This window comes from Salipiger sp. (assembly GCF_048261495.1).
Taxonomy (GTDB): domain Bacteria; phylum Pseudomonadota; class Alphaproteobacteria; order Rhodobacterales; family Rhodobacteraceae; genus Salipiger.
On sequence record NZ_JBLXFX010000003.1, the window covers coordinates 398267 to 411801 of the forward strand.

Consider the following 13535-nt stretch of genomic DNA (forward strand, 5'->3'; position numbering starts at 1 on the left):
AAGGAATTTGCAAATCTTTTCAAAAAGATTTGCGCGCATCGCTCCGGCGTGGCTCCTTCGGTGGAGGGTCCGTCATGCTGAAGCACCGCGGGTTTCCAAGCCGGCTTCCCGGCACCGACTTCCAGTTCACCATCCGTCGCGCCAATCCCAAGGGCGCCAGCCCGCTCATCCGCCGGGATCGCTACCGCGACCGCAAGTCGGTGGACAAGAAGGCCGATCTTGCCTTCATGGGCGCGCTCTGGGCGCATTTCGGAGACCAACCCTTCGAGCGCGGCAATCTCGATGCCGGGCGGCTGTCCTGGCTGCTCGGGCGCGAGGTTCTGACCCTTGACGAGCCCTTCGATCCGCTGAGTTACGAGGCCCTGCTGGTCATCGACGAGCAGGCCGCGCGCGCCGCCTTTCCCGACGCCTTCGACGACGGGGAGGACTGGGCGTGAGACCGGCGTTTCGTTCCGGGCCATGGCGGAAACGCGCTGACGCGCCCGCTCCCGCGATGGGGCACAGCCGCGTCGCGGAGGGGGCTCTCGACTCCGCCCCGCGGGATGGGGAAAACGCAATGCCCGCAGCCCCTTGCGCGGTCCTGCACCGCCGCGTCGCCGGTCCGGACAACCGGTCTCGGCGCGGGCGCGCATCGCGTCTTGCCGACCGTGGGCAGGGCCGGCAGATCGCGCATCGGCAGGGGATTGCCGACCGGTCCGTCCGCGCGATTTCCGGCTGGAACCGGGACGGCTCTTCATGGGTTAAGAGGATATTCATTTCACGATCCTCTGACACCGGAAGGGAACAACACTCATGCGGACGATCCGGACTTTCACCATCGGCCTTGCGCTGCTCGGGCTTTCGGCCTGCGGCGACACGCTGGCCGAGCAGGGCCTCATCGGGGCCGGCGCTGGCGCCGTCACGGCCAAGGCGCTCGACGCGGACATGGCGACCGGTGCGGTCGTCGGTGCAGCGGGCAACATCGCCTATTGCCAGCGCTATCCTTCGAGGTGCTGAGGCACGCCTGACCGGCGCGCCCGCGCGACCCGTTACCGTATCCAGTTCACGTTCGGCCATCGGAGCATTCGGCTCCGGTGGCTTTTTCTTTGCCGATGCCGGCGCGGCAGCCAACGCGGGCCAAGACCATAACCGGAAGGGACAGACATGTTCGACAAGATCCTGATCGCGAACCGGGGCGAGATCGCCTGCCGGGTCATCAAGACGGCCCGCAAGATGGGCATCAAGACGGTTGCCGTCTATTCCGATGCCGACCGGCACGCGCTGCACGTGGAGATGGCCGACGAGGCGGTGCACATCGGCCCGCCGCCGGCCAACCAGTCCTACATCGTCATCGACAAGATCATGGATGCGATCCGGCAGACCGGCGCGCAGGCGGTGCATCCGGGCTACGGCTTCCTGTCCGAGAACCCGAAGTTCGCCGATGCGCTGGACGCTGCCGGCGTGGCCTTCATCGGACCGCCCAAGGGCGCGATCGAGGCGATGGGCGACAAGATCACCTCGAAGAAGCTCGCGCAGGAGGCCGGGGTCAACACGGTGCCGGGCTACATGGGGCTGATCGAGGATGCCGACGAGGCGGTGAAGATCTCGAACCAGGTCGGCTACCCGGTGATGATCAAGGCCTCGGCCGGGGGCGGCGGCAAGGGCATGCGCATCGCCTGGAACGACGAGGAGGCGCGCGAGGGCTTCCAGTCTTCCAAGAACGAGGCGGCGAATTCCTTCGGCGACGACCGCATCTTCATCGAGAAATTCGTCACCCAGCCGCGCCACATCGAGATCCAGGTGCTGTGTGACGCCCACGGCAACGGCGTGTGGCTGAACGAGCGGGAATGCTCGATCCAGCGCCGCAATCAGAAGGTCGTCGAAGAGGCCCCGAGCCCGTTCCTCGACCCCGAGACCCGCAGGGCGATGGGCGAGCAGGCCGTCGCGCTGGCCAAGGCGGTGGATTACACCAGCGCCGGGACGGTGGAATTCATCGTCGACGGCGACAAGAATTTCTACTTCCTCGAAATGAACACCCGCCTGCAGGTGGAGCACCCCGTCACCGAGCTGATCACCGGCATCGACCTCGTGGAACAGATGATCCGCGTGGCGAACGGCGAGCCGCTGTCGATCACCCAGGACGACGTGAAGATCAACGGCTGGGCCATCGAGAATCGGCTCTACGCGGAAGATCCCTATCGCGGTTTCCTGCCCTCGATCGGGCGTCTGACCCGCTACCGTCCGCCTGCCGAGGGCGCGTTGCACGGCGGCATCGTGCGCAACGATACCGGCGTCTTCGAGGGCGGCGAGATCTCGATGTACTACGACCCGATGATCGCCAAGCTCTGCACCTGGGCCCCGACCCGGGGCGAGGCGATCGAGGTCATGCGCAACGCGCTCGACAGTTTCGAGGTCGAGGGCATCGGGCACAACCTGCCGTTCCTCGCCGCGGTGATGGATCACGAGCGCTTCGTGTCGGGCAACATCACCACGGCCTTCATCGCCGAGGAATATCCCGAGGGCTTCCAGGGCGTGACCCTGTCCGATGAGACGCTGCGCGACATCGCCGCCGCCTGCGCCGCGATGAACCGCGTGGCCGAGATCCGTCGTGCGCGGATCTCCGGAACGCTGGACAATCACGAACGCAAGGTCGGGGTGGAGTGGAACGTTGCGCTGCAGGGCGCGAGCCACGACATGCGCATCGCCGCCGACAAGCAGGGCGCGACGGTGACCTTTTCCGACGGCACCGAGGTGCGGGTGAACGGCGACTGGACGCCGGGGCAGTCGCTGGCGCACATGACGGTGAACGGCAAGCCGCTGGTTCTGAAGGTCGGCAAGATCTCGGGCGGGTTCCGCATCCGCTCGCGCGGGGCGGATCTGAAGGTCCACGTGCGCACCCCTCGGCAGGCCGAACTGGCGCGGCTCATGCCCGAAAAGCTGCCGCCCGACACCTCGCGCCTGCTGCTCTGCCCGATGCCCGGCCTCATCGTGAAGATGAACGTGGCCGAGGGCGACGAGGTGCAGGAGGGCCAGGCGCTCTGCACCGTCGAGGCGATGAAGATGGAGAACATACTGCGCGCCGAGCGCAAGGGCGTGGTGAAGAAGATCAACGCGGCCCCGGGCGAGTCTCTGGCCGTGGACGATGTCATCATGGAGTTCGAATAAGGCCGCCATGTCATGATGCCGCCGCTCTCCATCCCGGTTCCCGCGCAGGGACTCCGCCGCCGGCTCCGCCCGGCGGGGCCCTGCGCGATGACACAGGATCGCCCGATTTGCGAAACGGAGCGGAAACCTGTCCCTGCCATGCTGTGCGCGGGGCAACGGGCGGGGAAGCATGGCGCAGACGGGCATCGCACAGTGGCTTCGCGCCGTCGCGCTGATCGCGGCGATGCTGCTGTCGGCCTGCGTGATCGACCGCGAACCGGCGCTGCGGGCGGAGCTTTCGGACACGCTGATGCTGCGCGACACGCTGTATTTCCGCGGCCGCATCGGCTGCAGCGCGGCGCTGTTCAGCCTCTATTCCCGCCATCCGAAACCGGCGGTGCTGCGGGCGGGCGGCATCCGCGAGGCGCTGCTGCTCATGCGCCGGGGACGGGTGGTCGCGATCGAGGCTGGGCTCAGCCCGAACGACGTCTCGCGCGCGGTGATCTCGCAGGATCTCGGGCGCGGGCTCGGGCTTTTGTCGGCGGGGATCGCGGGGGCGATGGACTGTCTCGAACCCGGGCTGGAACTGCCGCTTTACCACGCGCTGATCGATCCCGGGGTGGTGACGGTCTACGATCCCGTCGCCAGGGTCCTGATGCTGGTGGAATGGTCCGAAAAGCGCGTCTGGGTGCTGCGCTCGGCGCTCTAGCTCAGCGCAGGGAGTCGCGCCGGTCGCGCACTTCCTGCTGGCGCAGCGGCTGCTTGTCGATGGCGCGCGAGATTTCCCGCACGTCCCAGGGCGAGGGTTTGCGCTGGATGATGGTGCCGTCCTTGGCGATCAGCGCGAACATGAACCCGCGCGGGCGCAACTCGCGCCGCAGCGGCGAGCGGGCCGAGGGATCGGTGTCGGTCAGCACCACCACCTCGCGCTCTTCCAGCGCGTCGAGCCGTTCCAGGATCAACTGCATCTGCTGCACGTACCGGGGATCGGCGGGATTGTCGGCAAAGACCACGAGCGGGCGCGCGATCCAGCGGAAATCCTCCAGCGTGGCCTCGCCCGCGTCGCGCACGGTGTCCACCGTGCCGGGCTGCTCGGCGCCTTCTGCCGCGCCGAGACCGGCCGAAACGGCCAGCAACACGGACAGGACAAGGGTGAGGCGGCGGGTCATTGCACCAGATATATGTGCTGCGCCCCCGGATGCACAGGGCCAAGCGCCTGTCCGCCCTGAAAATATCGTCCTTAACGCGATCCTCACCCGGGGGACGCCATGATGTCGCGAAGATTCCCTGAACCGGAGACCGCGCGCGATGGACGTCATCCTGCATCTCGGGGCCCATCGTACGGGCTCGACCAGCTTTCAGACCTACCTGCGGGGCGCCGATGCGCAGCTCGCCGGGCAGGGCATCGGCTTCTGGGGGCCGTGGCGGACCCGAAACGGGCTGTTCCACGGGCTGATGGATCCGCCCCCGCGCCCGGGCGAGGCCAAGCGCGCGCCGGGACGGGTGCGTCTGGCCGCGGCGGCCTCGGACCGGCGCGGGATGGCGCAGCTTGTCGTCTCGGACGAGAACATGCTCGGCTCGCCGCGGGCCTGCCTCAGGGCGCGCAAGCTCTATCCCGACGCGGGCAAGCGGATCGCGCGGGTGCGCGAGGGCTTCGGCCGCATCGACCTGGCGCTGCTGCAGATCCGTTCGCCGGAGAACTGGTGGTCCTCGGCCATGTCGCACCTGCTGCTGCGGGGCGCGCCGATGCCCGATGCGGCGGCGCTGGCGCAGATCGCGGGATGCGCGCGCGGTTGGCGCGACGTGATCAGCGACATTGCCTGCGCGCTGCCCGACACGCGGCTCGTGGTGACGCCGTTCGAACGCTTCGCCACGCGGCCCGACCGGCTGCTGCAATGCATGACCGGCGCGCTGTTCACGCCCGCCCTGCCTTCGGGCGGGATCTGGGCCAACCGGGGGGCGGCGCTGCCCGAACTCCGCTCCGCCCTGGAGGAACGCAACCAGGATCCGCACAAGCTGCCGGAGGGAGAAGGGCGCTGGCGCCCCTTCACGCCCGAACAGGAAGCGGCGCTGCGGGAAACCTATGCCGACGATCTGTTCTGGCTGAAGGCCGGGGCGGACGGAATGGCAACCCTGACAGAGGACCCGGAACCCGCAGCGGACAGGCTCACCTGGCCGCCGGCTTCCCGACAAAAAGGACAGGACGATGACGGCCAAGACGGAAGACTGGCGCAAACTCGCTGAAAAGGAACTGCGGGGCAAACCGCTCGACGCGCTGACCTGGGACACGCTGGAAGGGATCGCGGTCAAGCCGCTCTATACCGCCGAGGATACGGCGGACCTGCCCCACATGGGCGAGCTTCCGGGCTTCGAGCCCTTCACGCGCGGGGTGAAGGCGACGATGTATGCCGGGCGCCCCTGGACCATCCGCCAGTATGCGGGCTTTTCCACCGCCGAGGAATCCAACGCCTTCTACCGCAAGGCGCTGGACGCGGGGCAGCAGGGGGTGTCGGTGGCCTTCGACCTCGCCACGCACCGGGGCTATGACAGCGATCATCCGCGCGTGGTCGGCGACGTGGGCAAGGCCGGGGTCGCCATCGATTCCGTCGAGGACATGAAGATCCTCCTCGACGGCATTCCGCTCGATCAGGTCTCCGTCTCCATGACGATGAACGGCGCGGTGATCCCGGTGCTGGCAAGCTTCATCGTCACCGGCGAAGAGCAGGGCCATGATCGCGCCGTGCTTTCGGGGACGATCCAGAACGACATCCTCAAGGAATTCATGGTGCGGAACACCTATATCTATCCGCCCGAACCCTCGATTCGCATCATCTCGGACATCATCGAATACACCAGCAACGAGATGCCGAAATTCAACTCGATCTCGATCTCCGGCTACCACATGCAGGAGGCGGGCGCGAACCTGGTGCAGGAGCTGGCCTATACGCTGGCGGACGGCAAGGAATACGTGAAGACCGCCATGGGCGCGGGCATGGACATCGACAAGTTCGCGGGGCGGCTGTCGTTCTTCTTTGCCATCGGCAAGAACTTCTTCATGGAGATCGCCAAGCTGCGGGCGGCGCGGATGCTCTGGTCGCGCATCATGACCGAACTCGGCGCGCAGAATTCCCGCTCCAAGATGCTGCGCACCCATTGCCAGACCTCGGGCGTCTCCCTGTCCGAGCAGGACCCCTACAACAACGTCATCCGCACCGCCTACGAGGCGATGAGCGCGGTTCTGGGCGGCACCCAGTCGCTGCACACCAACGCGCTCGACGAGGCGATCGCCCTGCCGACCGAGTTCTCGGCGCGGATCGCGCGCAACACCCAGCTGATCCTGCAGCACGAAACCGGCGTGACCAAGGTCGTCGATCCCATGGCGGGCTCCTATTACGTCGAGAAACTGACCGCCGACCTCGCCGAGGCGGCGTGGAAGCTGATCGAGGAAGTCGACGAGATGGGCGGCATGACCAAGGCTGTGGCCTCCGGCATGCCCAAGCTGCGGATCGAGGAAACGGCGGCCCGCCGCCAGGCCGAGATCGACCGCGGCACCGACGTGATCGTGGGCGTGAACAAGTACCGGCTCGCCAAGGAAGACGATCTCGACATTCTCGACATCGACAACGCCAAGGTGCGCGACGGTCAGGTCGCGCGGCTGGAAAAGATCCGCGCGACCCGCGATCAGGCCGCCTGCGACGCGAGCCTGGCCGAACTGGAGCGGCGCGCGAAGGAGGGGGGCAATCTGCTCGAGGCGGCGGTCGAAGCCGCGCGCGCCCGGGCCTCTGTCGGAGAGATCAGCATGGCGATGGAAAAGGTGTTCGGACGTCACCGGGCCGAGGTCAAGACGCTCGCCGGGGTCTACGGCGCGGCCTACGAGGGGGACGAGGGCTTTGCGGCCATCCAGAAATCGGTCGAGGATTTCGCCGAGGACGAAGGCCGCCGCCCGCGCATGCTGGTGGTCAAGATGGGGCAGGACGGGCACGACCGCGGCGCCAAGGTGATCGCCACGGCCTTTGCCGACATCGGCTTCGACGTCGACGTGGGCCCGCTGTTCCAGACCCCGGAAGAGGCGGCGCAGGATGCCATCGACAACGACGTGCACATCGTCGGGATCTCGTCCCAGGCGGCGGGGCACAAGACGCTGGCGCCCCAACTGGTGAAGGCGCTGCGCGACCAGGGCGCGGGGGATATCATCGTGATCTGCGGCGGGGTGATCCCGCAGCAGGATTACAAGTACCTCTACGATGCGGGGGTGAAGGCGATCTTCGGGCCGGGGACGAACATCCCCGAAGCGGCGCAGGACATCCTCAAGCTGATCCGCGAGGCGCGCAAGGACGCCGCCTGATCGTCGGTCAGGTTCGCATGACACCGCGGGCCGGGTGGCGGCATCCGGCCCCTGTCATGCCCATTGACGCAAGGTCACGGCGGCAGGACACTCGGCATCGGGCGAGTCCTTTTCCGCCCGGCCACTTCATGCGCTTTTCGAGGTGCGACATGCGAATTTTCCACAACACCCTGTCCGCTTTTGCGGCGACACTTCTGCTGACCGCGCTTCCCGCCACGGCGGCGACCTTCCTTACCGAGCAGCAATTGCTCGCCACATTCCCGGGCCACACGGTCAACAGCAAGACCGACAAGGGCGTGCCCTGGGCGCAGGCCTATGGCAAGGGCAAGAAGAAGGGCGCCATTGCCGGCAAGTTCGACGGCAAGGACTACAAGGCGACCTGGTTCGTCCAGAACGGCATGTGGTGCGAGAACTGGGGCGACGGAGAGGCCTGCTGGCAGGTCGAAGACGCCGGAAAGGGCAAGTACCGCATGTACAAGGACGGCAAGCCGCGCCCGAACCTCTGGGCGGTCAGGTAGCGTTCGGCGTTGCCCGCATGTCGGCAGCCGTGGCAAGTCTGCCGCCCGCCGCGAGGATGCGGTCTACCGCCGCGCGGGTCCACTCGACGTTGCTCAGGGGGGTGCCGAAGGGCGCATCCTCGAGCCCGACCCGCACATGGCCACCCGCCGCGACGGCGGGCGCGATGAGCGGTCGGATGTCGACCCGCAGGCCCGCGACCATCCACATGGCGCCGGGGGCGGTCTCTTCCAGCAGGGCGAGGTAGCTCTGCAGCGCCCAGTCGCGCGGCGGTTGGCCGAAGGCGAACCCGTCCGAGAACATGAAGCGGTAGACCGGTTGCGGCAGGCCGGGATAGCGCGCGGCCAGCGCCGCGCCGAGCCGCAGGAACCCCGGTTCGTAGATCGCATAGCTGGGGTGGAACCCGTGCGCCCGGGCCAGCGCCAGCCCGTGCCGGATGTCGGCCTCGGGGTTGTGGTAGAGAAAGCCCGGCACATCCCCGGCGATATCGTCGAACCCCGCGAACATGGCGCTGCCGGGGTCGATCACCGCCCAGTCGAGCAATCCCGCCCGGGCCAGGCGCTCGACCACGGCAAAGCGCTGCTGCGGCGACATCGGCTCGGGCGCGTCCGGCGATCCGGCAAGCGGCAGGGTCGGGTAGACGATGACGTCCTCGACCTCGCGGATGCCTTCTATGACCGCGCGATAGGCGTCGAAATCCTCGTGCTGACGGCCCGTGGCGGGATCGTAGACATGGAGATGGATGACGGCGGCGCCTTCGCGGGCGCAGGCGATGCCCTCTGACACCAGTTCGGACACCGTCACCGGCATGCCCGGCTGGCGGCTGCGCGACCAGGGCCCGTTCAGGGCGACTTCGAGACAGCAGACCATGAACCTCTCCCCCCGTGGCGGACCGGCCGCCGTCCGCAGACTGGCCGGTCCCGCCGCGGGGGGCAAGGGATCATCGCGGGATCATTCGGCCACGGTGGCCGTGGCCTCCTGCTCGGCCCGCGGCGCGGCGAGGATCAGCGCCGTGTAGCCGAGGATGCCCGACACGGCGGACCCCATGAGCACGCCCAGCCGGACCTCGTTCATGTTGAGGCTCTCGCCGAAGCTGAGCCCGCCGATGAACAGCGACATGGTAAAGCCGATCCCGGCGAGGCAGGCGATGCCGTAGATCTGCAGCCAGCTTGCGCCGTGCGGCATCCGCGCCATGCCGGTCTTGACCATGATCCAGGTGACGCCGAAGACGCCGATCTGCTTGCCGAAGACGAGGCCGAGCGCGACGCCCAGCGTCACCGTGTCCAGAAGCTGTTCCATGCCCAGCCCGGTCAGCACCACGCCGGCGTTGGCAAAGGCAAAGATCGGCACGATCACGTAGAGCACGTAGGGCGACAGCGCATGTTCCACGGAATGCAGCGGCGACTTGCCCCACTTGTCCTTGATCGGGATGCAGAAGGCGGTGATCACGCCGGCCAGCGTCGCATGGACCCCGGATTTCAGCACCAGCACCCAGAGGATCGTGCCCAGCAGCAGGGTCGGCGCGACGCGGTGCAGCTTCTTGTGCTGAAGGTAGAGCATCAGCGCCAGCGGGATCAGCGACAGGAACAGGTAGTCGAGCTTCAGATCCGCCGTGTAGAACAGCGCGATGATGACGATCGCGCCCATGTCGTCGAGAATCGCCAGCGTCAGCAGGAAGACCTTGAGCGAGGAGGGGGCCTTGGACCCCACCAGCGCTAGCACACCGAGCGCGAAGGCGATGTCGGTCGCTGCCGGAATCGCCCAACCCTTGAGCGTTTCGGGATCGCCCCAGTTCAGCGAGGCATAGATCAGCGCGGGCACCAGCATGCCGCCGACGGCAGCCATGCCCGGCAGAAGCACGTCGGACGGGTTCTTGAGCTTGCCCTCGAGCAGTTCCCGCTTCAGCTCCAGGCCGATCAGGAAGAAGAAGATCGCCATGAGACCGTCGTTGATCCAGAGGATCAGCGGTTTCTCCAGCCCTTCACCGGCATAGGTGACGGAAAAGTAGCCGTTCAGCAGGCCGTGGTAGCCCTCGGAGATCGAGGAGTTCGCGACCAGCATGGCCGCGACGGCGGCCATCATCAGCAATACGCCCCCCGAGGCTTCGTGACTGAAGAACTTGTCGAGGGCGCGCAGCAGCATGTGTCTCTCCGGAAAGATAAAATACAGTCGTCTTCACATGGAGACCTTCGCCGCGATTTCAACGCATGACGGGGCGATTTCCGGTTTGCACAAGGATTTCCGCGCTCTATCGTGGCGTGAAAGTCGAATTTCAGGCGATATGCGATGCTGTTTCTGGATCATGTCGCGGTGTTGGGCGAATCTCTCGAAGAGGCCGTCGCCCACGCCGAGGCGGCTCTGCGCTGTCCGATGCTGCCCGGCGGGTCCCACCCGCGCTACGGGACCCACAACCAGCTTCTCGGGCTGGGCGACGGCGTCTATGTCGAGGCGATCGCCGTGGACCCTTCGGCCGCGGCGCCGGAGGGGGCGCGCTGGTTCGGGCTGGATCGCTTCGCGGGCGCGGCGCGGCTCGACAAGTGGATCTGCCGGGTGCCCGACATGGAGGCGGCGCTGAGGGCGCTGCCGATGGCGGGCGCGCCGGTGGCGCTCAGCCGGGGCACGCTGCGCTGGGTGATGGCGGTGCCGGGGGACGGGATGCTGCCCTTCGACGGGCTGTTCCCGGCGCTGATCGAATGGCAGAGCCCGGTGCCGCCGGGGATCTCGCTGCCGGAATCCGGCACCACGCTGGAACGGCTGACCGTCGCCCATCCCGAAGCCGGGGCGCTGGAGGATCTGCTGGGCCCCCATCTCGATGCGCCGAAGGTCCGCTTCGTGACGGAGCCGCGCCCGGCACTGCGGGCGGAGTTGCTCACGCCGACGGGGCCGAGGCTTCTGCAATGATCGTGCGCCGGGCCGTCGCGGGGGATGCGGCGCAGATCGTGGCGTTCTGGAACCCGGTGATCGAGCAGACCACCGTGACCTTCTCGACCGAACTGAAGATCGAAGCCGGGGTGCGGGCCGATATCGCCGCGCGGGGCGATGCCTTCGTGGTGGCCGAGGAGGGCGGCAGCGTGCTGGGTTTCGCGACCTTCTTCGCCTTCCGCTCCGGGCCGGGCTATGCGCGCACGGTCGAGCATACGATCATCCTCGCCCCGGAGGCGCGGGGCAAGGGGGCGGGGCGGGCGCTGATGGCGGCGCTCTGCGAGACGGCGCGCGGGCAGGGCATGCATTCGATGATTGCCGGGGTGTCTGCGGAAAACGACGCGGGCGTCGCCTTTCACGCGGCCGTGGGCTTTGCCGAGGTATCCCGCGTGCCCGAGGTCGGCCGGAAATTCGACCGCTGGCTGGATCTTGTGCTCATGCAGAAATTTCTCTGAATGTCGCACTGACAGTCGCCCCACATCCGCGTAAACTCGGACCCATGTCGATCTGGACCCGCATATCCGAAGCGCTTTCGGCCCTCGCCAACGGCGAAGGGCTGGCGGCGGTGTTCGAGAAGCTGCGCCAGCCGCCGGAGCGGTCGGTCGCCTTCACCATCGCGGTGATCGCACTGGCCGCCAAGATGGCCAAGGCCGACGGGCAGGTGACGCGCAACGAGGTCGCCGCCTTCCGCGAGGTGTTCTACATCGCGCCGGAGGACGAGTCGGCGGCGGCGCGGGTGTTCAATCTGGCCCGGCAGGACGTCGCCGGGTTCGAGGAATACGCCCGCCGCATCCGCCGCATGTTCGAGGCCAACAAGGGCCCGCTCTGCGACCTGATGGAGGGGCTGTTCCACATCGCCATCGCGGACGGCGACTATCACCCCGGCGAGGATGCCTTTCTCGAACGGGTGGCGACGATCTTCGGCCTGCCGGAGTCCGATTTCCGTGCCCTGCGCGCCCGCTTCGTCGCCGATGCCGCGCCGGACCCCTGGTCGGTGCTCGGGGTGACGCCGGACATGCCGATCGAGAAGATCCGCAGCCACTGGCGCAAGCTGGTGCGCGAAAGCCATCCCGACGTGATGCTGGCGCGCGGCCTGCCCGAGGAGGCGGTGAAGATGTCCGAGAAGCGGCTGATCGACATCAACCGGGCCTGGAAGGAAATTTCCGCGCGGGAGAGCGCCTGAGGAGGCGCCATGCGCATCGCGACCTACAATGTCGAATGGTTCGACGCGCTGTTCGACGACACCGGCGCGCTGATCGCCGATGACGGCTGGTCGGCGCGCCACGACATCACCCGCGCCCGCCAGACCGAGGCGCTGGGAATCGTCTTTACCGCCCTGAATGCCGATGCGGTCATGGTGATCGAGGCGCCCGACACCAATTCCCGCCGCAGCACCGAGCGCGCGCTCAAGGCCTTTGCCAAGGCCTTCGATCTGCGCACGCGCGAGGTGCTGACCGGCTTCCTGAACGACACCCAGCAGGAAATCGCGCTGCTCTACGACCCCGCAGTGCTGAGCTGCCGCCATGTGCCGGGGGGCGCGGTGGCGCCGGCGGGCGGGGCCTCCGGGGCGCCGCGCTTCGACGGGGTGTTCCGCATCGACCTCGACATCGACGCGACCGAGGACAAGGTGGTCTTTTCCAAGCCGCCGCTGGAGGTCGAGGCGACCACCGCCCGCGGCAACGTGCTGCGCCTGATCGGAGCGCATCTGAAATCCAAGGCGCCGCACGGCGCGGTGGGCCACGACCAGGTGATGCGCCTGTCCATCGCCAACCGCCGCAAGCAACTGGCCCAGGCGATCTGGCTGCGCCGCCGCATCGACGCGCAGCTGGCGCAGGGCGACAGCCTGATCCTGATGGGCGATCTCAACGACGGGCCGGGGCTGGACGAATACGAACACCTCTTCGGGCGCAGCTCGGTCGAGATCCTGCTGGGCGAGGCGGAGACCGCGCTGTTCGATCCCAATGCCGTCGCCGCGCTGCAGGCGAAATTCGGGCACCAGCCCACCACCGCGCGCTTCTACCTCGGCCACAGGAAACGCTACATGCAGGCGATGCTGGATTACATGATGGTGTCGCGGGATCTGCGCGACCGCTCGCCGGTCTGGCACATCTGGCACCCGTTCGACGATCCGCTCTGCTGGGGCGACGACGACCTGCGGACGGCGCTTCTGGATGCGTCGGATCACTTCCCGGTGACGCTGGACATCGACCTCTGACCTCTTAACGCGCGGGGCATCGCGCCCTATATTCGAGGGATGAGACATCTCGCACCCCTTGCCGTCGCCGCCTGCCTGCTCGCTCCGCCCGCGCTTGCGCAGGACGCGGAGCAGGATCGCGGCATGTCCCTGATGGAGCGGGGCGCGGAGCTGTTCTTTCGCGGGCTGATGGACGAACTCGACCCCGCGCTGAAGGAACTCGAGGGCATGGCCCGCGAGATGCAGCCAGCCCTGCGCAGCTTTGCCGAGGAAATGGGCCCCGCGCTGCGCGACCTGATGGGACAGGTCGAGGACTGGTCGGTCTACGAGGCGCCCGAGATGCTGGACAACGGCGATATCATCATCCGCCGCAAGCCGCCGCAGGAGGCCCTGCCGCGCCCCTACCCGGGCACGGGCGACATCGAGCTCTAGCGC

General features: G+C 67.6%; 15 protein-coding genes. 12 read left to right on the top strand and 3 right to left on the bottom strand.

What is annotated here, in order from left to right; genetic code table 11:
• Positions 1-74 precede the first annotated feature (74 nt).
• The 4 genes from ACN0RJ_RS08565 (at position 75) to ACN0RJ_RS08580 (ending at position 3832) form a co-directional block, all read left to right on the top strand.
• Positions 75-437, top strand: coding sequence for a hypothetical protein (locus ACN0RJ_RS08565; RefSeq protein WP_417720969.1), 363 nt, complete (start codon positions 75-77; stop codon positions 435-437).
• A gap of 355 nt (positions 438-792) precedes the next feature.
• Positions 793-996 (top strand): hypothetical protein, encoded by a 204-nt coding sequence (locus ACN0RJ_RS08570; RefSeq protein ID WP_417720968.1) that lies wholly within the window; start codon positions 793-795, stop codon positions 994-996.
• 147 nt (positions 997-1143) lie between these two features.
• Positions 1144-3144 carry an acetyl-CoA carboxylase biotin carboxylase subunit gene (locus ACN0RJ_RS08575; protein WP_417724004.1) on the top strand — a complete coding sequence of 667 codons (2001 nt, stop codon included), beginning with the start codon at positions 1144-1146 and terminating at the stop codon, positions 3142-3144.
• Positions 3145-3313: 169 nt separating this feature from the next.
• A complete protein-coding gene (locus ACN0RJ_RS08580) occupies positions 3314-3832 on the top strand; it encodes a hypothetical protein (RefSeq protein WP_417724005.1) in 519 nt (172 codons plus the stop codon).
• A gap of 1 nt (position 3833) precedes the next feature.
• Here the strand turns inward: ACN0RJ_RS08580 and ACN0RJ_RS08585 are convergent, their stop codons facing one another.
• On the bottom strand, positions 3834-4292 hold the full coding sequence (locus ACN0RJ_RS08585; protein ID WP_417720965.1) for a DUF4174 domain-containing protein: 459 nt from the start codon (positions 4290-4292) through the stop codon (positions 3834-3836).
• A 139-nt stretch (positions 4293-4431) separates the two neighbouring features.
• Between ACN0RJ_RS08585 and ACN0RJ_RS08590 the strand changes: the two genes are divergently transcribed.
• From ACN0RJ_RS08590 to ACN0RJ_RS08600, 3 genes are all read left to right on the top strand, one after another.
• Complete coding sequence (locus tag ACN0RJ_RS08590; protein ID WP_417724006.1) at positions 4432-5367, top strand: hypothetical protein; 936 nt, start codon at positions 4432-4434, stop codon at positions 5365-5367.
• Entirely contained in the window at positions 5330-7468 is a 2139-nt protein-coding gene (gene scpA / locus ACN0RJ_RS08595) for a methylmalonyl-CoA mutase (RefSeq protein WP_417720963.1), read from the top strand. Before ACN0RJ_RS08590 ends, scpA begins: the two co-directional genes overlap by 38 nt.
• Positions 7469-7596: 128 nt before the next feature.
• Entirely contained in the window at positions 7597-7986 is a 390-nt protein-coding gene (locus tag ACN0RJ_RS08600; protein ID WP_417724007.1) for a hypothetical protein, read from the top strand.
• Here the strand turns inward: ACN0RJ_RS08600 and ACN0RJ_RS08605 are convergent.
• Entirely contained in the window at positions 7979-8854 is an 876-nt protein-coding gene (locus ACN0RJ_RS08605) for a 3-keto-5-aminohexanoate cleavage protein (RefSeq protein WP_417720961.1), read from the bottom strand. The genes ACN0RJ_RS08600 and ACN0RJ_RS08605 overlap by 8 nt on opposite strands.
• Before the next feature lie 81 nt (positions 8855-8935).
• Positions 8936-10126: a Na+/H+ antiporter NhaA gene (nhaA, locus tag ACN0RJ_RS08610; protein WP_417720960.1), complete on the bottom strand. Its 1191-nt coding sequence runs from the start codon at positions 10124-10126 to the stop codon at positions 8936-8938.
• A gap of 144 nt (positions 10127-10270) precedes the next feature.
• Here nhaA and ACN0RJ_RS08615 point away from each other — a divergent pair, with 144 nt between their 5' ends.
• From ACN0RJ_RS08615 to ACN0RJ_RS08635, 5 genes are read left to right on the top strand one after another with little or no spacing between them, the layout of a single operon-like run.
• Positions 10271-10885: a VOC family protein gene (locus ACN0RJ_RS08615; protein WP_417724008.1), complete on the top strand. Its 615-nt coding sequence runs from the start codon at positions 10271-10273 to the stop codon at positions 10883-10885.
• Positions 10882-11361: a GNAT family N-acetyltransferase gene (locus ACN0RJ_RS08620; protein WP_417724009.1), complete on the top strand. Its 480-nt coding sequence runs from the start codon at positions 10882-10884 to the stop codon at positions 11359-11361. The genes ACN0RJ_RS08615 and ACN0RJ_RS08620 overlap by 4 nt, the downstream gene beginning before the upstream one ends.
• A gap of 44 nt (positions 11362-11405) precedes the next feature.
• Positions 11406-12089: a TerB family tellurite resistance protein gene (locus tag ACN0RJ_RS08625; protein WP_417720957.1), complete on the top strand. Its 684-nt coding sequence runs from the start codon at positions 11406-11408 to the stop codon at positions 12087-12089.
• A 9-nt stretch (positions 12090-12098) separates the two neighbouring features.
• Positions 12099-13121: an endonuclease/exonuclease/phosphatase family protein gene (locus ACN0RJ_RS08630; RefSeq protein WP_417720956.1), complete on the top strand. Its 1023-nt coding sequence runs from the start codon at positions 12099-12101 to the stop codon at positions 13119-13121.
• Between the two features lie 39 nt (positions 13122-13160).
• Positions 13161-13532 carry a hypothetical protein gene (locus ACN0RJ_RS08635; RefSeq protein WP_417724010.1) on the top strand — a complete coding sequence of 124 codons (372 nt, stop codon included), beginning with the start codon at positions 13161-13163 and terminating at the stop codon, positions 13530-13532.
• The last annotated feature ends 3 nt before the right edge of the window (positions 13533-13535 follow it).

What these genes read in the sequence shown, in the direction of transcription:
- ACN0RJ_RS08580 (WP_417724005.1), top strand. Translation starts at nt 3,314, where the DNA reads ATGGCGCAGACGGGCATCGCACAGTGGCTTCGCGCCGTCGCGCTGATC.
- ACN0RJ_RS08605 (WP_417720961.1), bottom strand. Translation starts at nt 8,854, where the DNA reads ATGGTCTGCTGTCTCGAAGTCGCCCTGAACGGGCCCTGGTCGCGCAGC.
- ACN0RJ_RS08635 (WP_417724010.1), top strand. Translation starts at nt 13,161, where the DNA reads ATGAGACATCTCGCACCCCTTGCCGTCGCCGCCTGCCTGCTCGCTCCG.
- ACN0RJ_RS08615 (WP_417724008.1), top strand. Translation starts at nt 10,271, where the DNA reads ATGCTGTTTCTGGATCATGTCGCGGTGTTGGGCGAATCTCTCGAAGAG.
- ACN0RJ_RS08600 (WP_417724007.1), top strand. Translation starts at nt 7,597, where the DNA reads ATGCGCTTTTCGAGGTGCGACATGCGAATTTTCCACAACACCCTGTCC.
- ACN0RJ_RS08565 (WP_417720969.1), top strand. Translation starts at nt 75, where the DNA reads ATGCTGAAGCACCGCGGGTTTCCAAGCCGGCTTCCCGGCACCGACTTC.
- ACN0RJ_RS08585 (WP_417720965.1), bottom strand. Translation starts at nt 4,292, where the DNA reads ATGACCCGCCGCCTCACCCTTGTCCTGTCCGTGTTGCTGGCCGTTTCG.
- nhaA (WP_417720960.1), bottom strand. Translation starts at nt 10,126, where the DNA reads ATGCTGCTGCGCGCCCTCGACAAGTTCTTCAGTCACGAAGCCTCGGGG.
- ACN0RJ_RS08625 (WP_417720957.1), top strand. Translation starts at nt 11,406, where the DNA reads ATGTCGATCTGGACCCGCATATCCGAAGCGCTTTCGGCCCTCGCCAAC.
- ACN0RJ_RS08570 (WP_417720968.1), top strand. Translation starts at nt 793, where the DNA reads ATGCGGACGATCCGGACTTTCACCATCGGCCTTGCGCTGCTCGGGCTT.
- ACN0RJ_RS08620 (WP_417724009.1), top strand. Translation starts at nt 10,882, where the DNA reads ATGATCGTGCGCCGGGCCGTCGCGGGGGATGCGGCGCAGATCGTGGCG.
- ACN0RJ_RS08630 (WP_417720956.1), top strand. Translation starts at nt 12,099, where the DNA reads ATGCGCATCGCGACCTACAATGTCGAATGGTTCGACGCGCTGTTCGAC.
- scpA (WP_417720963.1), top strand. Translation starts at nt 5,330, where the DNA reads ATGACGGCCAAGACGGAAGACTGGCGCAAACTCGCTGAAAAGGAACTG.
- ACN0RJ_RS08575 (WP_417724004.1), top strand. Translation starts at nt 1,144, where the DNA reads ATGTTCGACAAGATCCTGATCGCGAACCGGGGCGAGATCGCCTGCCGG.
- ACN0RJ_RS08590 (WP_417724006.1), top strand. Translation starts at nt 4,432, where the DNA reads ATGGACGTCATCCTGCATCTCGGGGCCCATCGTACGGGCTCGACCAGC.